Origin of the sequence: Nocardia sp. NPDC050630 (assembly GCF_044457245.1) — a bacterium.
Classification (GTDB): Bacteria; Actinomycetota; Actinomycetes; order Mycobacteriales; family Mycobacteriaceae; genus Nocardia.
In genome coordinates this window covers 104,730-129,769 of sequence record NZ_JBITGN010000003.1, presented here as the reverse complement: position 1 = coordinate 129,769, position 25,040 = coordinate 104,730, and the positions used below count along the sequence as shown (strand labels likewise).

Below are 25,040 nucleotides of genomic sequence, written 5' to 3'. Positions count from 1 at the left end.
AGCGGTTGTGCAGGTCACATGCGGAGTGTGCGGTTGGCCGCACCGGCGGGGAGCAGTGTTGCGCGCGCAAGGACGGAGCGGATTGAATGCGGAACATGAGTGACGGGGCGGTCCAGGAATTCGACCTCTGCGTGGTCGGCCTCGGACCGACCGGTCGGGCGCTGGCGCATCGGGCGATGCTGGCCGGGTTCCGCGTCGCCGCCGTCGATCCGCGGCCGGAGCGGCTCTGGACGCCCACCTTCTCCTGCTGGATCGATGAGCTGCCGCAATGGTTGCCGTCGAGCGTTATTGCCACACGCATTCCGAAGCCGACGGTCTGGACGAAGTCCGAGCATCGAATCGACCGCCCCTACTGCGTGCTCTCGAAGACGGGGCTGCGCGCTGCACTAGCGCTCGACGATGCCACCGTCGTCGCCGGGCGGGCCACTCGCGTCGAGGCCAACGAGGTGGAGCTCGCGGATGGCACCATCCTCAGGGCCGCAACGGTTTTCGATACCCGCGGGCTCCCGGCGCCGGGACAGCGCCGCGCGGCCAGCGCACACGGCATCTTTGTCGATGCCGAAACCGCCGCGCCCATGGTGACCGAGAGTGAGGGACTGCTACTCGATTGGCGTCCGGAGAACGGCGCCGGACCCGACGAGCCGCCGTCGTTCCTCTATTCCGTTCCGCTCGGTGACGGCACAGTGATCTTCGAGGAGACCAGCCTCGGCCTGCGCGGCGGCATGCCGCAGCACGAGTTACGTAGACGCACGCTGAACCGCCTTGCGGCACATGGTATTCGACTCACCGGTGCCGAACCGACCGAGGCCGCGCACTACCCACTGGATCAGCCACCGCCGAAAAAGGGCACCGCCCAGGCGATTCCGTTCGGCTCCCGCGGCGGCATGATGCATCCCTGCACCGGCTACAGCGTCGCCGATTCGTTGGCCCTGGTCGACACCGCCGTCGCAGCCCTGCGACAAGGCCGCGACCCCATTGCCGAACTCTGGCCATGGCAGGCCCGGCTGGTGTACTGGATGCGCTTGCGCGGCCTATGGGGCATGGGCCGCCTGACCACCGACCAGTCCATTTCCATGTTCGACGCCTTCTTCAGCGCCTCGCCCCGCGGCCAGCGCGCCCTGCTCTCCGCCCACGACGATTACACCGTTCTCGGCGCGGTCCTGTTCAATACGGTCGCCCGCACCTGGCCGTTCCGCTGGCGCTACGACCTGGTCGGCTGGACGAATCGAAACCGATGGGTCGGTTTCGACTTTGCCGGGTCATCTGAGCATGCGGAACGCCCGATCAGGTAACTACACCGCGGATACGACCGAGCGGGTCAGCCCTGCTCGGGCTGACCCGCTCGGTTGTGGATCACAGGCCGCGGTTCAGTTCTCCGGGCCCTCATATGTCACCACCCAGCTGCCATTGCCCTCGGACCAGAAGCAGTTACCGTTCGGCTCCGCCTGAGCCCTAGCCTTGCACCCGGCTTCATCCTGACCGTAGAACACGGTGTACGGGCGGGCGTTCGCGGCGCCCGCCGCACCGGCGGTAATAGCTGCCGCAATCCCGAGTGTGGCAATTAGCTTGGTCATGACGATTCCCTCCCATAACAATCTGCCACCTACAGTGGCGAACCCTCACCAACATATCGCATGGAGACACACTGTCGATCTTGGCGCAGACGAAAATATCTGTGCCGCAACGCCTTAGCGATAATAGATGTTCAGAGTCAAGCCCCAGTTTCTGCAGCACGGCGGTAGCCACGGATGGCGGGGTACGCGAAGGCTGCGACGATGCCGAATATCCACGCGACGGTCTTCAGCAGTGGCTCGGCCACTGGGCCACCGTATGACAGGCCGTGCATGGCATCGATGGCACAACTCATCGGTTGGTTCTCGACTGTGGACTGCAACCATGGGGGATAGGCAAACACAGGGACAAAGCCGGTGTTGAAGAACATCAGCAACGTGTTGATCAGGCCGATGCTGCTCACGAGCATCACACCTTCCGACATCGTCGCGAGGGCGGTGACAAAGACCGCGAAACCGACTCCGAACAGCACGGGAATTCCGATCAACGCGAGGGCAGCGAGCGGGCCCTGGTCGAATCGAAACCCTAGGACAAAGCCGACCATGATTACCAGCAGCGTCGTGACCAATACCCGGATTGCCTCGGCCATCAGCCTGCCGGTCAATCCCGCCGCCCGGTGTGTAGGCATAGTCCAGAAGCGGCTGAGAAGCCCGGTGTACTTCTCGGCCTTGAAGCCGAGTGCGCTGACCACCGCACCAGACATCGCCGCCACCAAGGTGATCATCGGGACGGTGCCATAGACGGCAGGGCGGCCGGTGGCACTGGAGATCGGACTGTCCAAGACGATCCAGAACATCACCAGCGTCAACGCCGGATAGATCAGCGTCTGAATGGTCGTCGCGGGATCGCGCGCCCACACCAGCAGCAGCCGCTTGCACTGGATCAGGCTGTGCGCGATCCAGGTCGACAGCGCGCGCTCGGATGGCGTGGCCACCCGCGGCAGCGGGTCGAATCCGTCCACCTCGGTGCGCTCCAAGGTCTCGACCGAACTCATGACCGCCTCACACTCGCCCAGATCGCCAACGGGATGAAGACGATCGCCATACCGCCCAGCCAGGTCAGCGGCACCCACAGCACATCCCAGCTCACCCCGTCATGGGCCATATCGCGCAGCGCGAAGGAGAACTGGGAGATCGGCTGATTGCGCACGAACGGCCGGATCCACATCGGAAAACTGCGTTCCGGGACGAACCCGCAGGACAGCATGCCGAAGATCAAGGTGGGCAGCGTCAATGCCTGACTCAGCGATTCCGGACTCTTGGTCAGACTGCCGAGCGCATCCGCGCCGAGGGCGAGCACGGTACCGACCGCGAGCGAGAACACACAGAACAGTACGGCCTGACCGAGTCCGGCGATGAAACGGAAGCCGATCATGTAGCCGAAGATGATCGCCGCGGTCAGCGCCGTCAGCGAGCGCACCAGGCCCGCGCCGATGCGCGCGCTCAACGGCACCAGCGTGCCGATCGGCATCGTCTGCAGTCGCGTACTCAGACCGGTCAGCGCCTCGTATGCGGACAACTGCGCATTCGACATCATCGTGAACGCCATGGTCTGCAGCACAATGATCGGCATGACGAACTGGGCGTAGTCGATGCCCTGGAACTTCATGACGAATCGCAGCGGCAGGTAGAAGCCAAGGGTGAATACCAGTGGGGTGATCATCGCGACGATCAACTCGCCCTTGACGGCCATCGTTCGCACAATGCGTCCGGCCAGCGCCCGCCACTGCGCGAAGTAAGAGATTCTGGCCACGGGCAGCTCAGCGAAGAGCAGTGCCGAATCGGCCCGCTCGACGGTAGTGGAACTCACTAGTGGCCGCCCGAATGACCGGTGATGGAGAGGAAGACATCGTCGAGCGAGGGCCTGCGCAGCGCGATATCGGCCAATTGGATCCCGGCGGTGTCGAGCCTGCGCAATGCCTCCGACAGCGTGGCCGCGCCGTCGGGGGCGGGAATCGAAATCCGATCGCCGCCATCGAGGTCGGCGAGTACGGCGGCCGGCACCAGATCGCCGAGTGCGCTGGCGGCTTTGCCGAGCTGACCCGGAACCAGTGGCACCACCTCGCAATAGCTGCCGCCGGTCTTCTCCTTGAGTTCGTCGGCGGTGCCTTCGGCGATCACCGTGCCCTTATCGATGACGATGATGTTGTCGCTGAGCACATCGGCTTCCTCGAGGTACTGCGTGGTGAGCAGCACCGTGATGCCCTGGTTCTTCAGCGCGGTCACCAGATCCCACACGCCTTGGCGGCTGCGCGGATCCAGACCGGTGGTCGGCTCGTCGAGGAAGACCACCTCCGGCCGCACCACAAGGCCGCAGGCGATATCGACCCGACGACGCATACCGCCGGAGTAGTGGCGCACCGCGCGACGGCCCGCGTGTACCAGGTCGAATTCCTCGAGCAGGGTGTCGGCGCGCTTGCGGGCCGCCGATTTGCCCAGGCCCATCAGTCGGCCGAACAATTCCAGGTTCTCCCGGCCGGAGAGGTTTTCGTCCAGCGCGGCGTACTGGCCGGTCATCATGATCGAGCGGCGCACACCCGCCGGGTCCTTCAGCACATCGTGGCCCGCCACCACGGCGGTGCCCGAGTCCGGGCGCAGCAGGGTCGACAGCACTTTGACCATGGTGGTCTTGCCCGCACCGTTGGGCCCGAGGATGCCGAGCACGCTCGCCCGCGCGGCAGTGAAGCTGATGCCCTGCAGCGCGTGCACATCGCCGAATGACTTCCGGACATCCGCAACCGCGACCGCGGCGTCACCACCCTCGATGGGTGGTGGCTCGCCGGTATGCGAATCCGCTTGGTTCAAGCTCGGCATCAACTCTCCACTGTGTCTGATCGGCGGCGTTCGCGGGGCCTGGGCGGCGACCGCGGGTCGCCAAGAGTGTGGGCATGAATTCGTCCCGGTTGGTGATCCCTGCCGCCAAGCGTGATGTTACCGGCAGAGCCATCCGCACAGGGCAGACCGCGCCATACCCAGCAAACTGCGACCTAAGTGTGTCCTTACTCACATTTCCCTCCGCCGATCCACCCGACCGGAGAACGTCGCTGGTGGCGGCCCTTCAGGGGCAGCGTAGGGGCGGTAGCGACACCTTGTCCGGCTGTCGCGGCGCCCATAGTCTGCTAGACGGGGGAAACGCACTCACTCGTTTGCGGCAGCGCCGTTTCGTCAATCGTTCGGCGGCCTGCGGCGGATCGACCCTGCAAGAGGTGACCATGGCCGAGACCGCGCAGCCGAGGCTGGCAGCGCATACGGGAGGATCGGGCCGACCGAACGTGCTGACGTCCTATGACCCGCGCACCGGCGAAATCGTCGGCAACTATGCCGTGATGGGTGCGGGCGAAATCAACCGCACCGTGCGCGCCGCCCGCTCCGCCGAAAAATGGTGGGCCGAGCTGGGATTCAGCGCCCGCAAACGCTGGCTACTGGATTGGAAACGCAGTATCGCCAGGCGCGCAGGCGAGTTGGTGGAAATCCTGTGCGAGGAAACCGGAAAACCGGAGGCGGACGCGGCAATCGAGGTGATGCTCGCCGTCGAGAATCTGGATTGGGCGGCCCGCAATGCCGCGCGCGTCCTGGATCGGCGCAAGCTCGGCTCCACCTGGCTGACCCGCAATCAGCACGCCTCGGTCGGCTATCTGCCGCTCGGCGTGGTCGGCGTACTCGGGCCGTGGAACAACCCCGTCTTCACACCGATGGGTTCGATCGCCTACGCGATGGCCGCGGGCAATGCCGTGGTGTTCAAACCCGATGAGCTCACCACCGGGGTCGGGGTCTGGCTGGCCGACAGCTGGAACAAACTCGCGCCGAATCAGCCTGTGCTACAGGTCGTTACCGGGGATCACAGCACCACCGCGGCGCTGTGTCGGGCCAAGGTGGACAAGATCGCCTATGCCGGTTCGGATGCGGGTTCGCGCGAGGTGATCACGCTGTGCGCGCAGACCTTGACGCCGGTGGTGGTCGAGCGGAACGGCAAGGGCACCATGGTGGTTCACGTCGACGCCAAACTCGACGAGGCCGCCGAGGCCGCGGTATTCGGCGCGATGGCCAATGCGGGCCAGAACTCCACCGGCATCCAGCGGGCCTATGTCGCCAACTCCGTCTACGACCGATTCCTGGACCTGGTGGTCGAACAGGCGCGGCGGCTGCGGCCCGGTGCGGATAAGCGCGCGTCCTACGGTCCGATGATTCTGGAATCGCAAGTCGACGTGGTGCGCAAGCAAGTGCGCGACGCGGTGGCCAGGGGTGGGCGCGCGGTGGTCGGCGGGCTGGATTCGATTCGCGACCCCTATATCGAACCGATCGTCCTGGCCGAGGTGCCGGAGGAGAGCGTCGCGATCACCGGCGAGGGCATCGGGCCGGTGCTGATCGTCAACCGGGTCGCGAATATGGACGAGGCGGCGCAGCGGATCAACGCCGTCGGCAATGGCGTCGCGGTGTCGGTGTTCACCCGCGATGTACACGGCATCGAATCCTTCGCCGAACAACTGCGGGTCGGCGTTGTGACCATCAATTCTTCGACCACATACGCCGGAATTCCGGCGCTGCCCTTCGGCGGGGTCGGCGAATACGGGCAGGGACACCATCACGGCGACCAGGGACTGCGCGAGTTCAGCCGGACACTGGCGATCGCACGCAAGCGGTATCGAGCGCCGGTGAATCTATCCACCTTCGACCGGCATTCTCGGCATCTGCGCACGGCCAAAGCGCTCTTCCGACTGCGCCACAGCCGCTGAAGCCGATCCCGAAGCCGCGCCGGATCGCTCCATCCGGAGCCACCGCGAAGCGAGCCTTACGAGCGAGGAGTTCGCGGTCCATCTCACGTCCCAGCCGTCAAAGTGCATACGCCGCAAACACGAGACCCCGCGCGCATCGAGTGCCGACAGCCCCACCTCCGCAACCACCACGGAGCGAGTCTTACGAGCGAGGAGTTCGCGGCCCGTCTCGCGTCCGAGCCGTCGAAGCGCATGCGACGAAGTCGCGAGTCTCGACGGGTCGGACGCGAGACACCAGGGGGCCGCGAACACGCAGCGCCGACGGCGCTGCCATTAGACACAGCCTAGAAGGACGGCCTCCATCAGGGCGCAGACTCGGGCCAGTTGTTCGGGGCGTGGGTCGAATTTGGTCAACCGGCCGACGTCGATCACCTGGGCGATGGCGGCGTGCACGCGAAAGCGCGCCTCCACCGAGTCGCCGTCGAGCAGGTTGGCCCACTCCAGCACGTTCTGTCGCTGGATGGCGCGCAGCTTGTGCTGTTCGGCCTGCGGCAGATTACTGAATTCGGCGTAATAGACCGGCATGATCTCCGGCATCGAGAAGGTCAGTCGGGCCTGGCGGTAGGCGATGCGCCGGACCGCGTCCGGACGGCTGGTGGCCTCGGCCAGCGCCTCGGTGATCGCGATGGCCACCCGGTCGCCGGTGCGGTGGAAGGCGGCGGCGAGCAGGTCGGCCTTGCTGGTGAAGTACCGGTAGACGCTGGAGGCGTTGATGCCGACGGCCGCGCCGATTTCCTCGATGCTGGCCTCGTGATACCCCTGGCGACCGAAGATCCGGATCGCCTCGGTGAGCAGCTGTTCGCGTTTCGAGGTGACCGGCAGGCCGCGGGTGGCCGGTCCGGGTGCGGGCTCGGTCGGGGCGGGCGGCAGTTCCGCGCGCAGGATCGACCAGCTCATCTCGCGCAGCAGCGGCATCAGCCGGGCGGTGGCGAGCGTGGTGCGATGTGAGGAGATGCTGGCGATCGCGCTGAGCACCCCGGCGGCGAGCATTGCCACGTCGGCGGGGGGTGCGGTGGGACGCAGCTGTCCGATCGGTTCGGCGAGTGTCGCGTTGAGCGCGTCGTAGACCTTCCTGATCCGGGCCCGGTCCTCGGCCTCGAGGTAGCGCCGCTCCCAGCGATACAGTCCGGCCTCGCGACGAATATCGATGGTGTGTTCGCTGATCGCCTTGATCAGGGCGTCGAGCCTGGGTCCCGGTTCCAGATTCGGATCGTCGGCTGCGCGCGCGATCTTCAGCAGGTGCGAGGCGCCTTCTTCGGCGGCCGCGACCAGCAGCGCGTACTTGTTCGCGAAGTGCCGATACAGCGCGGGCCCCGAGATGCCGACCTCTGCGGCGATCTCGTCGACGCCGACCGGGTAGTACCCACGTTCGCTGAACGCGCGCGCGGCGGCCCGGATGATCTGGACCTTGCGATCCTTCGGGCGCCGCCGCACCGTCTGGGCGGGCTCCGCTCCCGGCCTGTTCGCACCCGTGTCAGGCCGCGCGGAAGCGAGACCGACCTCGCTGCGATCCGCGACCATCTAGCTCTCCGTTCCGGTGCGGCGCCGCTGGTTGACAGCGCCGGACAAATCAACCTAAGTTAACCACAATTCGCAAAGTTAACCACCATTCATGGGAATGCCGCGCCGGATTCCAGACCAGGAGCACCAAATGAGCAACCCCGATTCCGCGACCACATCCGCGGGTTTCAGCGCCGTCAACGACGGCAAGGTGCTCCGGGTCACAATCACCAAACCCAAGCGCAAGAACGCCATCGACTACGACACGATGGTCGCCCTGGGTGACACCTTTCTCGCCGCCGCCGAGGACCGCTCGGTGCGGGTGATCGTACTGACCGGCGAGGGCGGCGACTTCTGCACCGGCGCCGATCTTGCCGCATCGGCCGCCGAGGCGCAGCGCGGGATCACTTCGGATATGGTGATGGACGCGGCCAATCGGCTGGTGAAAGCCATTGTGGACGCGCCGATTCCGGTCATCGCGCGGGTTGCGGGCGCCGCCGCGGGCGTCGGTGTCGGCATCGCGCTGGCCGCCGATCTGGTCTATGCCGCCGAGGATTCCTACCTGCTGCTCGCCTTCATCAATATCGGCCTGATGCCCGACGGCGGTGCGGCCGCCATGATCGCCGCCGCGGCCGGTCGCCCGCTGGCCGCGGAAATGGCCCTGCTCGGCGAGCGACTCCCCGCACCCGCGGCCAAGGCGGCCGGACTGTTCACCGCCGTGGTCCCGCAGGACGAACTCGATGCCAAGGTCGAGGCCGCCGCCGCCAAGATCGCCGCTGGCCCGCGCCGCGCTCTCGAACTCACCAAGAAGGCGCTCAACGCCGCAACCTTGCCCGCCTTGGACGCCGCGCTCGCCGCCGAAAAGTCCGGCCAGAGCGAACTGCTCCAGTCCCCCGACTTCTTCGAGGGCGCGACCGCCATGCTCACCAAGCGCAAGCCGGTTTTCGCCGACTGATCGCGGCGACGAGCGAGCATCGAACCGAAACCGGGAATCCTCGGCGCCCCACGGCTGGCCGGTAATGCGCGTGGCCCGCAGCCGCGGCGACCGACACAAGCGCGGGAGCGTGATCCCGGACACAGGCGCGCCCGCACGAGCGACTATGTTGATCGGCTATGGCTTACCTGGTTACCGGAGCAACTGGGTTTATCGGTCGATTTCTCATTCCCGAACTGCTGAACCGGGATGGGGATATTCATGTGCTGGTCCGGCCGGGGGTTGATTCGGCGGACCGGTATGCCTGCTGCGCTCGCGAGTGGATGGGAGGCGAGCGGGTGCGGGCGGTGCGCGGGGATATGGGCGCGCCCGGGCTCGGCATCGATCCGGCCTGGATCAGCGAGCATCGGGGCTCGATCGAGCATGTCTTCCATCTGGCGTCGAGCTATGACCTCGCCGAACGCGGCGGCGGCACCAGACATGTCATCGATGTCACGCGGGAGTTGAAAGCCACTCTGCTGCATCATGTCTCGACGGTGGATGTGGCGGGCGGGTTCGACGGTGTGTTCACCGAGGATATGTTCGACGAGGGTCAGGTGCTGAGTTCGCCCATGCAGCGGGCGAAATTCGAGGCCGAGAAGATTGTGCGCGAATCCGGGTTGGGCTGGCGGATCTATCGACCCTCGATCGTGATCGGCCATTCGCGAACCGGCGAAATCGATCGAATCGAAGGGCCCTACTATTTCTTCCGGCTGCTGCGGATGGCCGCGCAACTGCCGAGGATTCTGCCGGTACTCGTGCCGAAGCTAGGTGAAACCAATATGGTTCCGGTCGATTTCGTGGCTCGCGCCCTGGCCCACATCGCGCACCGGCCCGACTCGAACCACCTGACCTACCATTTGGCCGATCCGCGCCGGCAGAGCGCGGCCGAGGCGCTGAATCTGTTCGCCGACGAGGCCGGTGCGCCGCATCTGGTGGAGGTGATGCCCAAGCGCACCCTCGAGATGATGCTTCGTGTCCCCGGCACGAGCTGGCTGCTCCCCCGCGTCGGCGTTCCCCAGGATGTGTTGGAGCACAGCGAATTCAGCTGTTGGTTCGACTGCCGCAACGCCACCGCCGCACTGGCGGGCACCGATATCAAGGTGCCGCCGCTGGCCGCGTACGCCCCGTTGATCTGGAAATACTGGATCGAAAACTGGGTGTGATCAGCTCGCCCGCTCGTAGTCGGCTCTAGCCGCGTCGATTTCATCGATGTGTTCGATGGCCCAGGCCCGCAGCACATCGACGGCGGCACCGAGGCTGTGACCGAGCGGTGTCAGCGTGTATTCGACAGTGACCGGCACGGTCGGATACACCGTGCGCGACACCATGCCGTCACGTTCCAGACCGCGCAGCGTCTGGGTGAGCATCTTCTGCGTGATGCCCTGCACCTGTCTGCGCAGCTCCGAGAAGCGCAGCGTGCCGGGCTTCAGGGCCAGCAGCACGAGCCCGGTCCAGCGTTCACCGAGCCGATCGAAAACCGCGCGGGACGGACAGTTCAGATCGAAGACGTCGTATGCCATGGGATCGTTGGTATCCACCAGGTACCTATACCACTAATTACTGCCTTCTTTCATCTGGAAACCAGCCCTCATAGTGTCGTTTGCGTAGCAACGACCAGGAGGAAATCGATGAAAGCCCTTGCAGCAACCGGTGATCCGACCTTGGTGCGGTTCGCCGAGGTCCCCGAACCCACGGCCGCCGCCGATGCGGCGGTCATCCGGGTCGAGGCGTTCTCGGTGAACCGCGGCGAGATTCTCGCCATGACCGGCGCCTACGGCACGCCGACCGCACCGGGGACTGTCATGGGACAGGATGTGGTCGGCCGAGTCGTCGCAGCCGCTGCCGACGGGTCGGGCCCTGCCATCGGAACCCGTGTGGTCGGCCATGCCGAGGGCGGCGGGTGGGCCGAGCGGGTGGCCATCCCGACCGCCGCATTGGCCGAGTTGCCCGACACCCTCACCGCCACCACCGCGGCCGCCTTGCCGCTCGCGGGGTTGACCGCATTGCGTCTGCTCCGCCACGTCGAGGTACCGGCGGGCAAGAAGGCCCTGATCACGGGCGCATCGGGCGGCGTCGGTCACTACCTGGTGGAATTGGCCACGGCCGCAGACATTTCGGTGACGGCGGTGGCGGCCTCGCCCGAGCGGGGCGCCCGGCTGGCCGAACTCGGCGCGGCCGTCGTCCATGATGTCGCGGACGCCGACGGTCCCTTCGATGTCATCTTCGAATCGGTCGGCGGCGACGTCTTCGCCGCCGCGCTTGCCCGGATCGCGCCCGGCGGCACTGTGCTGTGGTTCGGTCAGGCCAGTCTGCAACCGATCCGGCTCAGCTTCTTCGAATACCTGACGGTCACGCCGTTCACGCTGCGGCATTTCCCGCACTGGGTCGCCAACACCACCGATGCCGAGGATCTGCGCATGCTGGTCGAGCTAACGGCCACCGGCCGCCTGCATCCGGAGCTCGGTAGGGTCGCCGACTGGGCCGAAACGGCAAGCGTGCTCACCGATCTGAACAACCGCCGGATCCGCGGCAACGCGATCCTCACCATCGCCGCCTGAAGGAGCGATCATGTCGACCACCGAGCAGACCCGCGCCACCATCCTGGCCTATATCGAGGCACTCGGATCCGGTGATGCCGAACGCGCCGCCGGGTTCTTCACACCGGATTCGACCTGGACCCTTTTCGGCGACTTGCCGACCGCGCGCACCTGGACCGGACCCGAGGAGATCTTCGGGCAATTCGTCGCGCGGATGATCGAGCGGATGGATGCGTCGCAGCCGATCGGCCAGGAGGTGCGGACCGTGCTGGCCGACGGTGCGCAGGCGGCCGCGGAATGGACCACCCGCGCCACCACCAAGGCGGGTGAACCGTACGTCAACAATGTGGCGATCGTCTTTCGCGTCGAGAACGGCAAGATCGCCGAGGCCCGTGAGTATTTCGATACGGGCTATGCCCAGCGCACGCTGTTCGCCTAGTCGCCCGTGACGGTCAGGTAGATCAGGGCCACATTGAGCAGACTGATGATGACGGCGACGAGCCAGGCCAGGCTCGTGGTCACGCGGTGGTTGACGTCGACGCCCATCAGGATGCGGTCGCTGGTGAAGCGGACCAGGGGGATCAGCGCGAAGGGGATGCCGAACGACAGCACCACCTGCGAAATGATCAGTGCGCGAGTGGGATCGATGCCGACCGCGAGGATGAGGATGGCCGGGATCAGGGTGACCATGCGCCGGACCAGAAGCGGAAACTTGCGGTTGAGCAACCCCTCCATGATCATCGCTCCGGCATATGCGCCGACCGAGGTGGATGCCAGGCCGGAGGCCAGCAGGCCGACCGCGAGCAGCAGTGCGGCGACGGGGCCGAGCGCATCGCCGACGGCGGCGTGCGCCCCTTCGAGGGTGTCGACATTCTCGCGGCCGCGCAGGGTATTGGCGGCCATCAGCAGCATGGCCATATTGACCGTGCCCGCGAGCACCATGGCCAGTCCGACATCGTATCTGGTGATCCGCAGCAACCGGGTCCGCAGCGGACCGACTTCGGGCTGACCGTGCCGATCACGGGCCAGGCCGGAGTGCAGGTACACCGCGTGCGGCATGACAGTCGCGCCGATCATGGCCGCCGCGAGCAGCACACTTTCGGTGCCATCGAACCGCGGCAGCAGACCACCGACGGTGCCGGAGGCCGACGGCGGCGCAATCACCACGCTGGCCAGAAAACCGATGGCGACCACGGCGAGCAGGCCGGTGATGACCCGCTCGAACGGCTTCTGCCCGCGCTGATTCTGCACCAGCAGCAGCCCCATCGAGACCACACCGGTGATGAGGCCACCGACCAGTAGCGGCAGATCGAACAGCAGTTGCAGCGCGATCGCGCCGCCGACTACCTCGGCCAGGTCGGTGGCCATCGCGACGGTCTCCGCCTGCATCCAATAGGCGAGGCGCATCGGACGACTCGACTTGGACCGCACCGCCTCCGGGAGCGACATACCGGTGACCAACCCCAGCTTCGCGGAGAGGAACTGCACCAGTCCGGCCATCACATTGGCCATCACGATGACCCATACGAGTAGGTAGCCGAACTGAGCGCCCGCGCTGATATTCGACGCCACATTGCCGGGATCGACATAGGCGATGGCGGCCACGAAGGCAGGTCCGAGCAAGACGCTGACCGATCTTGCCCGGCTCGTCGCGTTCCGCGCCGACTCAGCCAAGGTTGTACTCATGGAACAGAATTTTACGGCTTCCCGAACTTTTTGTTTAGCACTATCTATATAAAACAGACCGCCCCGATTGTGCATAAGGTCACAATCGGGGCGGTCGGTTGGGAATCGCGGCGGATCGGGTCAGATGCCGAGACCCTTGGCCAGCGTCGGCCAGGAGGCGTGCAGTTCGTCGTTCCAGTAGCCCCAGGAGTGGGTGCCGTTGGGGCGGAAGTTGAAGGTGGCCGGGATGCCCAGCTGGTCCAGCTTCGTCTGCATGTTGTGGGTGCAGTAGTTGGTGCCAGCCTCGATGACACCGCCGATCAGGATCTGGTTGGCCAGACCGCCCGGGCCGGGCAGTGTGTACTCACCGTTGAGGGTGTCATACGGGCCGGGCAGACCGTTGCCGGTCGAGATGTAGAGATCGGTGCCGCGCAGACCCTCGGCGTTGACATAGGGGTCGTTCGCCACCCAGTCCGGCCCACCGACCGGTCCCCACATGTTGTCGACATTGCCGCCGCCCCAGGTCTCGACGGTCAGCTTGACGAACTCCGAGCCGACCGGATCACTGGTCTGGGCGCAGCCGCTGTAGGCCGCGGCGGCCTTGTACAGGCCGGGCTTGGCGATCGGCAGCGCGAGCACCGTGGTACCCGAGGTGGACAGGCCCGCGATCGCGTTGGTGCCGTTGGTGCCGAGCGCGCCATCGACCAGCGGCGGCAGCTCCTCGGTGAAGAAGGTCTTCCACTTGTTGCGGCCGAGTACCGGATCGTCCTTGATCCAGTCGGTGTAGTAGCTCCACTTGCCGCCGATTGGCTGGACCACATTGACGTTCTTGTCGCCGAGGAACTTCAGCGCATCGGTCTTGGCCACCCAGGACGCGCTGTCCTCGCCGCCGCCCGCACCGTTGAGCAGGTACAGCACCGGACGCGGCACCGAGGCATCGGCGGGGCGCTGCACGTCGACCGGGAAGGTCCGGTCCATGGCCGCGGAGTAGACGTACAGGCGGATGCTGCGGTCGTCCTTGTACTCGGCCTTGGTGATCTTCGAGCCGTCCGGCGCGACCGGGTTGGCCAGCAGCGTCTTGGAATCGATGATCGGATCAGCTGTCGCGGTAGATGCGCCGAAGCCGGACATGACTCCCGCGAATACCGCGGTTGCCGCGATCACCGCCGCCGCACGTGTGCCGCGACGCCGGATCAGACTACGCATCAATTTCACACCTTCACTTCGTATCGTGATTACGGGAGGGCTTCCCCATGCCGCGGGCATGCACCGCGGCCGACCATACGGCCTATTCAATCGTGACGATAGTGGACGTCGTTACCGCAATGTTGCTCCATCATGCCTGAACGGCCGGAATGTGATCAGGGTCGCCCCGGATATCGCTGCCCGTATTCGGCCAGTCCGCCCAGCGCTCGGATCCAGTGTTCGGCGAAGGTCTTGACCTCATCACCGCCGAACACCTCGGCCGCGTAGTCGAAGCGCACGAGCAGACCGTCGGCGGTGGCGTCGGCGGTGATATCGAGCAGCAGATCGGTGGCCGGTGCATCGGTGTGCACGCGCGCCGGGCGCAGATCTCTATAGCGCAACGCGCACCGGCCGGTGGGGAGCGCGCTCAAGGCGGCGGCGGTATCCGGATTGAGATAGCGCAGCAGGCCGTAGCCGACGCCATAGGACGGCACTGCACCGGTGAGCCGTTTGACCTGCTCGATCGCGACGCCCGCCGCGTGACCACCGACCAGCGCCTCCTCGACGTTGACCCCCGCCAACTGCAGCGGGAGCGGGTAATCGGTGGTGAACGCGCCGACGAGGGTGTCGGTCTCGGCCATCGCCCGGCTGTCGGCGTGCAGCCGAACCACCGGGCCGATGGCATCGGTGACGGTTTCGCCCGCGGAGGTGATCTGCGCGAGCGCGAGGGCGGTGAGTAGGACCTCATCGACGCTGACACCATGCGCGGCGGCCGCGGCGACGACGGCGGCGGTGCCCTCGGTGGTGATGGTCAGCGAGACCCGGCGCCGCGAGCGCAGGTTCTTGTTCGTGGCACCGGCCTTGGCGGCGGGGACCACGCTCAGCGCGTGGTGCCACCATGCCATTTCCTCGATTGCCGCCGGGCCGCTCGCGCCCTCGGACAGCACGCTCAGCAAGTCGGACAGGCCGGACTCGGGGACGGCGGGCGTGCGGTGCCTGCCGCGCGACCAGGCCAGTGACAGCTTGTCGATGATGGTGCGCCAGGAGGTGTCGTCCACGACGAGGCCATTGGCGACGATGACCATGGTCGTTGGCACCTCGCGGCCACCGACCAGTACGAAGCGGATATTGCGGCCCTGTGCCGGATCCAGTTCGGAGGCGACCGCGCGCACCACATCGTCGACCGGCGGCGGGGTCTGATCGATGCCGTACTCCAGCCCGAGGAAAGCCTCGTCGAGACGCTGCGCCTCGGCCGGGATCTCGAAGACCGGTGCAGTACCCGCAGCGTCGCGGTGCAGACGGACCCACAGCATCGGATGCTGTTCGAGCACCGTATCGACGGCGAATTGCACCGCCTCCGGTGAGTAGTTGGGTGGGATCTCCAGAGTGAGGACGCGCAGTTCGACACCGGAGTCCAACAGCCGCACGGCATTCGGGGTCAGCGATAGCGGGATGGGGGCGTCGTCGGGCGCGTCGGCACGGTGCGGGACGGCGTATTCGATCGGGTCGTCGTCGTGGATGACCGCGAAGGGCTTGCGCTCGGGTTCGGCGGCAATCGCGGGCTCGTCGTCGAAGTCCAGTGCCGGGGCCTCCACCGTCGGGGGCAGGTCATCGGTCGCGGCCGTGTCCTCGGTCGGTTCCGGGGCATCGATCGGTATCGGGGCCAGGACCGATGTGGGGTAGTCGTGGTCGAAAGCGGCCGGATCGGCGAGCGGTGCCGCGTACTCGTATCCCTCCGGTGCGGCGGCGTATTCGACCGGCCCGGATGCCTCGGCTTCGGTGGCATTCTCGACGGGCTCGGGCTCGGGCTCCGCGAGCAAGGTGGCCAGGACCGGACCGATTTCGGCGAAGGCCGCCGGTGACGTCATCAGCTCGTGGGTCGCCCCGATCGGATGCTCGTTGATCGTTCCGTCGACATAGGGCCGCCAGGCTCGGGATTCGGCGGTGTGGCCGGTGGCGCTGAAGAACTCGAGTGTGCCGTGGAAAACCTTGTGTTGATGGTTGATTCCGAGCTCCACCGAGCGCACCGCGCCACGGTAGCTCTGGCGCAGGCGGTCCGGGGTCAGCAGCGCCAGTTCCGGTGGGATGTTGGCATACAGCACCGCGAGCGCCTCTTCGGTGAGGTTGCGGATATTGCTGTCACCGAGCATGTCCGGGCCGATGCCGAGTTCGGCGAAGGCCGAGCGCAACTCCGCCCAGAAGTCGGCGATATTGCCGCCGGTGCGGCTGTCCAACATCGCGAGCAATGCGACCTCGGCACCCTCGGACTGCAATTGGACCGCGACCGCATGGGCAAGCGCACCACCGAGCGACCAGCCGAGCAACCGATACGGCCCCTCGGGCTGCACCGCGCAGATCTCCTCGACATAGCGCCGGGCCATGGCGTCCAGCGAATCCGGCCGGAAATCCGATTCGGACAGCGCGGGTGATTGCACACCGAAGATCGGACGGTCGGCGGGCAAGTACTGCGCGAGACCGGTATAGCACCAGGACAATCCGGCCATCGGATGGATGCAGAACAGGGCTTCGCCGGTGCCGTACCGGATCGGCAGCAGCACATCGAGCGCGGCCTCGGCATTCAACCCGTATTGGTAGGCCTCGGTGTCATCGGCATCCATGATGCGCTTGGTCAGTGCGGCGACGGTCGGATCGGTGAAGAACCATTGCACCTGGACCGCGATGCCGGTCAGCTCGCGCAGCTTGTGCACCGCGCGCATGGCGGCCAGCGAACTGCCGCCGAGTGCGAAGAAATCGTCATCGGAGCCGACCCGATCGATGCCGAGTACGTCGGCGTATACGTCGGCGACGGCCTGTTCCTGCGCGGTCGACGGCGCGAGGTAGGGGCGCGGAGCGAGCTCGGGTGCGGGCAGCGCCGCGCGATCGAGCTTGCCGACCGGCGTCAGCGGCACCATATCGAGTACCACCACCGCCGAGGGCACCATATGCCGAGGCAGGCTGCGCGCGGCGTATTCGGTGAGCGCACCGGTATCGATGGCCCGTCCCGCTACCGGAAGCACATAAACGACGAGGATCTTCTCGCCCGTCGGGCTTTCCCGACCGATCGTGACGGCGAACTCGACATCGTCGTGACCGCCGAACACCGCGTCGATCTCACCGAGTTCGATACGTAGACCGCGGATCTTGAGTTGGAAGTCCGTGCGACCGATGTATTCGAGTTCCCACTCCCCCGCCGCGCCGACCCAGCGCACCAGATCACCGGTGCGATACATCCGCGCACCGGGTGGACCCCACGGATCGGCGACGAAGCGTTCCGCGGTCAGCATCGGACGAGCGTGATAGCCGCGCGCCAGCGCGGTGCCACCGAGATACAGCTCGCCGACGGCGCCGGGCGGCACCGGACGCAGCCGCGAATCCAGCACCACCATCAGCGTTCCCGGCACCGGGGCGCCGATGGTGATGCGCCCTCCGGCGATCAGCTCGCTCCAGGACGCGGCCACCGTGGCCTCGGTAGGGCCGTAGCCGTTGATGAAGTGCCGTCCCGGTTGCCATTTGGCGACCAGCTCGGGCGAGGTTGAATCGCCACCGCAGCACAGGTATCGGAACTCGTCCAGACCGGCCGGATCGACGGTGCCGAGCACGGCGGGGGTGAAGATCGCGTGGGTGACCCGCTCGGTGCGCAGCAGCGCGGCCAGATCCGCTCCGCCGAGGATGGTGGACGGCACGATGACCAATGTCGCGCCGTTGTGGAAGGTGCACAGCCACTCCAGAATCGACGGATCGAAGCTCGGCGAGCACAGATGCGCGAACCGATGCCGCGGACCGAGTTGGAATACCGCGCTGGCATTCTCGACTGCCCCGCCGATGCCGACCTGGGTGACGGTGACACCCTTCGGTGTGCCCGTCGAACCGGAGGTGTAGATGACGTACGCCGGATGCTGCGGCAGCAAGGTCGCCAGCCGCTCGTCATCGGTGATCGGCGATGGCGACTTACTGGCGACGGCCGCATGGATCGCGGGATCGTCGAGCTGTAGCCAGTGGGTTTCGGACGACTCGTCGGGCAGCCGCTCACTGTAGGTGGAGGTGGTGATGCCGAGGACGGCACCGGAATCGGTCACCATGTGCCGGATCCGGTCCGTCGGATAGGTCGGGTCGATCGGCACGTGCGCCCCACCGGCCTTGGCTACGGCCCAGAAGGCCGCGACCATCTCCAGCGAACGCGGGAAGGCAAGTGCGACGAGGCGCTCCGGACCGACACCGCGATCGATCAATACCCGAGCCAGTCGCGAGGAGTATTCGTCCAGTTCGCGGTAGGAGATCGAGCGACCGGCGGTGCGCACCGCGACATGTTCGGGGTCGGCGCTGACCGCGCTGGTCAGCAGGTCCGGCAGCAGCCGGACGGCGGGCGTCTCGCCGCGCCGCACTGGTGTCAGCGCCTGCTCTTCGGCCGCGCCGAGCAGCCGCAGGTCACCGATCGGGGCGTCCGGACGGGCGACGATCTCGGTGAGCAGCCGGGCGAACCGGGCGGCGAACATCTCGATCGTCTTGTCGTCGAATAGATCTCGCGCGAAATTGAACTCACCGCGCAGGCTTTCCGTGGCGGTACCCGGTGCCCACATGGTCAACGAAAGATCGAACTTGGCGGTATCGACGGCGAAATCGAAAGTCTGCGCACGGAGTCCGGGGAGTTCGAAGGTGCTGGTCGGCAGGTTCAGATACGACATCGACACCTGGAATAGCGGGTGGCGAGCCGTGGAGCGCGGCGGGTTCAGCAATTCGACCAGTCGCTCGAACGGGAGGTCGGCATGCGAAAAGGCCTGCAGGTCGGTGTCTTTGGCGTTGGCGAGCAGATCACCGAAGGTACGGTCGTCGGGCACCTGTAGTCGCAGCACCAGTGTATTGACGAACATGCCGATCATGTCGTCGAGTTCGGCCGCGCCGCGACCGGCCACCGGGGTGCCGATGGCGATATCGGCGGTGCCGGACATGCGCGCCAGGAATACCGATAGCGCGGCGTGCACCACCATGAACATGGTGGCGTTGTGTCGCCGCGCCAGGCGCACCAGACCGGCGTGCACCAGTGGGTCGATCTCGAATTCGGTGCGCCCGCCGGCGAAGGTCCGCAGCGCCGGGCGTGGCCGGTCCGCGGGCAGGTTCAGTTCGTCGGGCAGGTCGGCCAGTGCGGTCCGCCAGTATTCGGCTTGGGCCGAGATGAGGCTGTCCGGATCGTCCTCGGAGCCGAGTACCGCACGTTGCCAGATACTGAAATCCGCATACTGCACCGCCAGCGGCGACCATGAGGGAACCTCGCCCGCCCTGCGTGCCGAGTAAGCCAGCATGACGTCACGCACCAGCGGCGACATCGACCAGCCGTCGGCGCCGATGTGATGGGCGACGAACACCAGGATGTGATCATCGGTGTCGAGCCGCAACAAGGTGGCGCGGAACGGCACCTCGACGGTGACATCGAAGCCCGCCGCGACGATCTCCCGCACCTGCCGCACCGCTTCGGATTCCGCGATCGGAATCGGGACCAGATCGATCGGCACCGCGTTCGGTGCGAGCACTTCTTGCACCGGCCCGTCGGCGGTCTGCGGGTAGACGGTGCGCAGCACCTCGTGCCGCGCCACCATATCCTCGACCGCCGAACCCAGTGCGGTGATATCGAGTTCGCCGGACAGCCGGATCGCCACCGGTATGTGATAGGCCGCCGAGCTGGGATCGAACTGGTTGATGAACCACATCCGCAACTGCGCAAGCGATAGCGGGACGTGCTCCGGGCGCAGTCCGGCCAGCAGGGGCTGTCGCCGGCCGGAACCGGCATGGGTTTCGACCTTGGCGGCGAGTCCGGCCACCGTGGGCGTCTCGAAGATCGAGCGCACGAGCACCTTGGTATCCAGCGCATCGCCGACGCGGGCCGCCACCTGTGTGGCCAGCAGCGAATTGCCGCCCACGGCAAAGAAATCATCATCGCGGCCGACGCGATCCACGCCGAGCACATCGCCGTACACACCGGCCACGATCTCCTCGACCGGTGTCGCGGGTGCGCGGAAGGCCTGGGTCTCGAACTCCGGATCGGGCAGTGCGGCGCGATCCAGCTTGCCATTCGCATTGCGCGGCAAGTCCGTCAGCGTGACGAACGCATTGGGCAGCATGTACGACGGCAGCACCGCGGCCAGCGCGGCCTTCAGTTCGGCGGTCTCGACCGGGGTCGACTCGTCGGCCGGTACGACGTAGGCGACCAGCCAATCACCGATCCGCGCATCGGATTTGACCGCCGCCGCGGCTTGCGCGATCTCGGGCCGGGCCAGCAGCGCGGACTCGATCTCGCCGAGTTCGATGCGGAAACCGCGGATCTTCACCTGGAAATCGGTGCGGGCGTGGTACTCCAGTTCGCCGTGCTGGTTCCAGGACACCAGGTCGCCGGTGCGGTACATGCGTGCGCCGGATTCGAACGGGTTCGCTATGAACCGTTCCGCGGTGAGATCGGACCGCCCGAAGTAGCCGCGCGCCAGTTGCGCACCGGCCAGGTACAACTCGCCGGATACGCCGACCGGGACCGGCCGCAGACGCGAATCCAGGACGTAGACATGGCTGTTCCACTGCGGCCTACCGATCGGAACCGTCACCGAGTCGGCGTCGGTAACCCGATGGTTGGTGATCGAGACCGCGGCCTCGGTCGGTCCGTACAGGTTGAACAGGTCCGCCGCATTGTTTTGGCGGAATCGCTGTGCGGTGGCGGCCGGTAGCGTCTCACCGATGGCCAGTACCCGGCGCAGCGATCGGGCCAGGTGGCCCGTCGACAGCGAGTCCAGCATCGACGGCACGACATGCAGTGTCGTCACCGACTCGCGCGCCATCAATTCGTTCAGATAGGCCGGATCCCGATGACCATCCGGCGCGGCGATGACCACCGTGCCACCGCATACCGCCGCCGTCCAGAACTCCCAGACCGACAGATCGAAGGTGGCGACCGTCTTGAGCAGCATCACATCGTCGGCTCCGAGGCCGAATTCGGTTGTCTCCCAGAGCAATTGGTTGACGATCGCGCCGTGCGTGACCGCGACGCCCTTCGGCTGCCCGGTCGAACCCGATGTGTAGATCACGTACGCGGTGTGTCCCGGCAGCAACGCACCGCGGCGTTCGCCCGCGGCGAGCGGCGCGTCCGAGTAGTGCGACAGGTCGAGCTCATCGATCGTCACGGAATCGACGGCATCGGTGTGGAAACCGCCGTGTACGGAGCTCAGCAGGCAGACCGGTCCCGCGGTCCGCAGGATGTACTCGATGCGTTCGGCGGGTTGATCCGGATCGATGGGCACATACGCCGCACCGGATTTCGCCACCGCGTACATGGCGACGATCAGATCGACCGACCGACGCATGCCCAATGCCACCCGATCCTCCGGGCGCACGCCGCGTTCGATCAGATACCGCGCCAACCGATTCACCCTGGCATCGAGTTCGCCGTAGCTGAGTTTGCGTCCGGGCTGATCGGATACCACCGCCACCGCATCCGGGTCGGCGGCCACCGTCGCATCCAGGAGTGACACCAGCGTCGCCGTCGTATCGATCGGATGCGCGGTGTGGTTCCAACCCGCCAGAATCCGCGAACTCTCGTCACCGGCGAGCAGTTCGATCTCGCCGACCCGCACCGACACATCGGCGAGTACGGCATCGAGCACCCGGACGAAGCGGTCGGCGAAGCCGCGCACCGTCGTCTCGTCGAACAGATCGGTGGCATATCCGAAATCGGCCACCATTCCAGCGGGCGCTCCGTCGTCGGTGTAGCGGTCGGCCAGTGAGATGTGCAGATCCGTCTTGGCCAGCTGCAGATCGAAATCGACCGTGGCGACCGAAAGTCCGGGCAGTTCCAGGGTGGTTTCGGCCAGGTTCTGGAAGGAAAGACCCACCTGGAACAGCGGATTGCGGGCGATCGAGCGAACCGGATTCAGCGCCTCGACGATTCGCTCGAAGGGCACATCGGCATTGGCGAAGGCCTCGAGATCACGCTCGCGCACGTCGGCGAGCAGCGCCGCGAAAGTATCACCGGGACGCACCCGCGTCCGGAACACCAGCGTGTTGACGAACATGCCGATCAGATCATCGAGTTCGCGCTCGCCACGACCGGCGATGGGCGTACCGACCGCGATGTCGTCGGTGCCCGACAGCCGTGCCAGCAGCACCGCGAGCGCCGCATGCACGACCATGAACAGCGAGGCGTGATTGGCCCGTGCCAGCGCATGCAGTCGGGCATGCCGATCCGCCGAGATCTCGAACCGCACCGATTTACCCTGGAACGACTGGGCCGGTGGGCGCGGGCGGTCGGTCGGCAGCTCCAACTGGTCCGGCAACTGCGCCAAGGTCCGCCGCCAATAGGCGATCTGCTGTGCGGCAGGCGATTGCGGATCGTCCTCGTCGCCCAGCGCCTCGCGCTCCCACAGCGCGTAGTCGGCGTACTGCACCGGCAGCGGCTGCCACTGCGGCGCCTGCCCGTGCATCCGCGCGGCATAGGCGACCATGAGATCGCGCGCGAGCGGACCCATCGACGCACCGTCGGCCGCGACATGGTGCACGGTCAAGGCGATCACATGCTCTTGCGGCGCCAGACGGAACAGCGTGACCGCGACCGGAACCTCAACGGTCACATCGAAGGTCAGCACGGCGAAGTCGATGAGGCGGCGCACCAGTTCGTCCTCGGCCACATCTTCGGGCACCATGGCGAACCGGGTATCCGGCACCGGATGGATGACCTGATGCGGCCGCCCGCCGATGCTCGGATAGGTGGTCCGCAGCACCTCGTGCCGGGACAGCACATCGCCGATGGCCAGTCCGAGCGCCGCCGCATCCAGCTCACCGGTGAGCCGCACGGCCAGCGGAATATTGTCCACCGCCGAGGTCTCGGTATCGAATTGGTTCAGGAACCAGTACCGCTGCTGCGCCAGCGACAGCGGAATCAACTCGGGCCGCTCCCCCGCGACCAGCCGCGGCCGACTCCGACCGGATCCGGCGGTGCGTTCGACCACGGCGGTAAAGGCGGCGACCGTCGAGGCGTGGAACAGATCCCGGACCGCCAACTGCGTGTCGAGCGCGGCGTCCAGCCGTGCGGTGACCTGGGTGGCCAGCAGCGAATTGCCGCCGAGTTCGAAGAAGTCGTCGTCCAGGCCGACCCGCGTGACACCGAGCACATCGCCGAAGGTGCCCGCGACGATCTCCTCGACCGGCGTCGTTGGTGCGCGGAATACCTTTGCCTCGAATACCGGTGCGGGCAGCGCCCTGCGGTCCAATTTGCCCATCGGCGTCAGCGGCACCCTGTCGAGCACCGTAATGGACGCGGGCACCATGTGCGCTGGCAATTTGCGCTCTACCAGCGCTTTCAGCTCCGCCATATCGACGGTCAGCCCGTCGATGGGATGCACATAGGACGCCAGAACGGTGGTCCCGCTATCGAGTTCGTGCCCGACGGTGACCGCGAAATCCACGTGGTCGTATGAGCCGAGTACCGCGTCGATTTCGGTGAGTTCGATGCGGAAGCCGCGGATCTTCAGCTGGGAGTCGTTGCGGCCGAGATACTCGAGGTCACCGGTCGCGGTCCAGCGCACCAGATCACCGGTGCGGTAGAGCCTGGTGCCGGGTTCGAACGGATTGGCCACGAATCGGGCCGCGGTCAGAGCTTGTTGGCCGAGATAACCGCGCGCCAGTTGCGCACCGGCGACATACAGTTCGCCGACCACCCGGTTCGGCACCGGCGCCAGCCGATCGTTGAGCACATAGGCGGCGATGCCGTGGATCGGCGGGCCGAGGGTCACCGGCTCCCACGGCACCATCGGCGCGGTGATATTGGTGGCGATGGTGGCCTCGGTCGGGCCGTAGGCATCGAAGAATTCGCGCAGCAGCCCGCCCGCGATCGGCAATACCCAGCGCCGCACCAACTGCGGCGGACAGGCCTCACCGCCGGTCACCACGACCCGCAGTTCGTCGAGGCCGTCGGGCGCCACTGAGGCCAGCGCCGCGGGCGTCACGAAGGCATGGGTCACCCGCTCGCGCCGCAGTACCGCGGCCAGTTCCGCGCCGCCGTAGACGGTCGGCGAGACAACCACCATGGTGGCCGCCGCACCCAATGCCAACAGCAGTTCCAGCACCGACGCGTCGAAGGAGGGGGAGGCGAAATGCAGTGTCCTGGCCGAACTCGTCACCCGGTAGCGGGTCCGCTGCTCATCGCAGAAACCGGATAACCCCTGATGGGTGACCACCACGCCCTTGGGGACGCCGGTCGAGCCGGAGGTGTAGATGACATAGGCCGGATGTGCGCCGTGCAGGGGCCGCACCCGATCCTGATTGGTCACCCGGTCCACCGGATACCGCTGCAGCAGTTCCGCGGTGCTCGGGTCGTCGAGCACGAGCCATTCGGCGTCATCGGGCAGGCCGCGACGAACCGCGCCGACGGTCAGGCCGAAGCTCACGGCGGAATCGGTGAGCATGTGCGCGACCCGATCCGCCGGATAGTGCGGGTCCACCGGCACGAATCCGGCGCCGGTCTTGGCCACCGCCCACACCGCGAGCACCGAATCCACCGATCGCGGAACGGCCACCGCGACCAAATCCTCCGGACCGACACCACGATCGATGAGCAGCCGGGCCAGCCGGGTCGAACGCTCATCCAACTCGGCGTAGCTCAGCCCGCCGGAAGTGGCATCGGCATCGGCGAATACGACGGCGAGGCCGCCGGGATTCGCCTCGACGGCGGCCGCCATCAGCTGCGGCAGGGTGATGACGCGCGTCCGCTGTGTCCGTGTCCGAGCCGGCCGCACCCGAGCCTGGCGCGTCACCGGCTCACCGCTTGCGACTGCTCGCAGGTCGCAGGAAACAACGCAGCTTC

At 66.5% G+C, this 25,040-nt stretch carries 15 protein-coding genes; 6 read left to right on the top strand and 9 right to left on the bottom strand.

Features of this window, described 5'->3' with window-relative positions:
- The first annotated feature begins 95 nt into the window (after nt 1-95).
- Nucleotides 96-1,292, top strand: a complete 1,197-nt coding sequence (locus ACIBG0_RS10765) for a lycopene cyclase family protein (protein WP_397031391.1) — start codon at nt 96-98, stop codon at nt 1,290-1,292.
- Nucleotides 1,293-1,367: 75 nt separating this feature from the next.
- Here the strand turns inward: ACIBG0_RS10765 and ACIBG0_RS10760 are convergent, their stop codons facing one another.
- The 4 genes from ACIBG0_RS10760 to ACIBG0_RS10745 all read right to left on the bottom strand — a co-directional run bounded on the left by ACIBG0_RS10760 (nt 1,368) and on the right by ACIBG0_RS10745 (nt 4,385).
- On the bottom strand, nt 1,368-1,574 hold the full coding sequence (locus tag ACIBG0_RS10760) for a hypothetical protein (protein ID WP_397031389.1): 207 nt from the start codon (nt 1,572-1,574) through the stop codon (nt 1,368-1,370).
- Between the two features lie 137 nt (nt 1,575-1,711).
- Nucleotides 1,712-2,566, bottom strand: coding sequence for an ABC transporter permease (locus tag ACIBG0_RS10755; RefSeq protein WP_397031980.1), 855 nt, complete (start codon nt 2,564-2,566; stop codon nt 1,712-1,714).
- Entirely contained in the window at nt 2,563-3,345 is a 783-nt protein-coding gene (locus ACIBG0_RS10750) for an ABC transporter permease (RefSeq protein WP_397031978.1), read from the bottom strand. The genes ACIBG0_RS10755 and ACIBG0_RS10750 overlap by 4 nt, the downstream gene beginning before the upstream one ends.
- A 35-nt stretch (nt 3,346-3,380) precedes the next feature.
- Nucleotides 3,381-4,385, bottom strand: a complete 1,005-nt coding sequence (locus tag ACIBG0_RS10745) for an ATP-binding cassette domain-containing protein (RefSeq protein WP_397031388.1) — start codon at nt 4,383-4,385, stop codon at nt 3,381-3,383.
- A gap of 398 nt (nt 4,386-4,783) precedes the next feature.
- Between ACIBG0_RS10745 and ACIBG0_RS10740 the strand changes: the two genes are divergently transcribed.
- On the top strand, nt 4,784-6,304 hold the full coding sequence (locus ACIBG0_RS10740; protein ID WP_397031977.1) for an aldehyde dehydrogenase family protein: 1,521 nt from the start codon (nt 4,784-4,786) through the stop codon (nt 6,302-6,304).
- 312 nt (nt 6,305-6,616) lie between these two features.
- Here ACIBG0_RS10740 and ACIBG0_RS10735 read toward each other — a convergent pair whose 3' ends face one another.
- Complete coding sequence (locus ACIBG0_RS10735; RefSeq protein WP_397031386.1) at nt 6,617-7,864, bottom strand: TetR/AcrR family transcriptional regulator; 1,248 nt, start codon at nt 7,862-7,864, stop codon at nt 6,617-6,619.
- A 130-nt stretch (nt 7,865-7,994) separates the two neighbouring features.
- Here ACIBG0_RS10735 and ACIBG0_RS10730 point away from each other — a divergent pair, with 130 nt between their 5' ends.
- Both ACIBG0_RS10730 and ACIBG0_RS10725 read left to right on the top strand, forming a co-directional pair.
- Nucleotides 7,995-8,798: an enoyl-CoA hydratase-related protein gene (locus ACIBG0_RS10730; protein WP_397031385.1), complete on the top strand. Its 804-nt coding sequence runs from the start codon at nt 7,995-7,997 to the stop codon at nt 8,796-8,798.
- A gap of 158 nt (nt 8,799-8,956) precedes the next feature.
- On the top strand, nt 8,957-9,982 hold the full coding sequence (locus ACIBG0_RS10725) for an SDR family oxidoreductase (RefSeq protein WP_397031383.1): 1,026 nt from the start codon (nt 8,957-8,959) through the stop codon (nt 9,980-9,982).
- Here the strand turns inward: ACIBG0_RS10725 and ACIBG0_RS10720 are convergent, their stop codons facing one another.
- Nucleotides 9,983-10,339, bottom strand: coding sequence for a winged helix-turn-helix transcriptional regulator (locus ACIBG0_RS10720; protein WP_397031381.1), 357 nt, complete (start codon nt 10,337-10,339; stop codon nt 9,983-9,985). It abuts the gene before it with no gap.
- A 108-nt stretch (nt 10,340-10,447) separates the two neighbouring features.
- Between ACIBG0_RS10720 and ACIBG0_RS10715 the strand changes: the two genes are divergently transcribed.
- Together ACIBG0_RS10715 and ACIBG0_RS10710 are read left to right on the top strand one after the other, a co-directional pair.
- Nucleotides 10,448-11,377 (top strand): zinc-binding dehydrogenase, encoded by a 930-nt coding sequence (locus tag ACIBG0_RS10715; RefSeq protein WP_397031379.1) that lies wholly within the window; start codon nt 10,448-10,450, stop codon nt 11,375-11,377.
- 10 nt (nt 11,378-11,387) lie between these two features.
- A complete protein-coding gene (locus ACIBG0_RS10710) occupies nt 11,388-11,795 on the top strand; it encodes a nuclear transport factor 2 family protein (protein ID WP_397031377.1) in 408 nt (135 codons plus the stop codon).
- On the opposite strand, the gene ACIBG0_RS10705 is transcribed toward ACIBG0_RS10710, so the two are convergent.
- The 3 genes from ACIBG0_RS10705 to ACIBG0_RS10695 form a co-directional block, all read right to left on the bottom strand.
- On the bottom strand, nt 11,792-13,117 hold the full coding sequence (locus ACIBG0_RS10705) for an Nramp family divalent metal transporter (protein WP_397031375.1): 1,326 nt from the start codon (nt 13,115-13,117) through the stop codon (nt 11,792-11,794). The two genes, ACIBG0_RS10710 and ACIBG0_RS10705, sit on opposite strands and share 4 nt — an antisense overlap.
- A 45-nt stretch (nt 13,118-13,162) precedes the next feature.
- On the bottom strand, nt 13,163-14,152 hold the full coding sequence (locus tag ACIBG0_RS10700; RefSeq protein WP_397031975.1) for an alpha/beta hydrolase: 990 nt from the start codon (nt 14,150-14,152) through the stop codon (nt 13,163-13,165).
- Between the two features lie 230 nt (nt 14,153-14,382).
- Entirely contained in the window at nt 14,383-24,990 is a 10,608-nt protein-coding gene (locus ACIBG0_RS10695) for an amino acid adenylation domain-containing protein (protein WP_397031373.1), read from the bottom strand.
- Nucleotides 24,991-25,040: the final 50 nt, after the last annotated feature.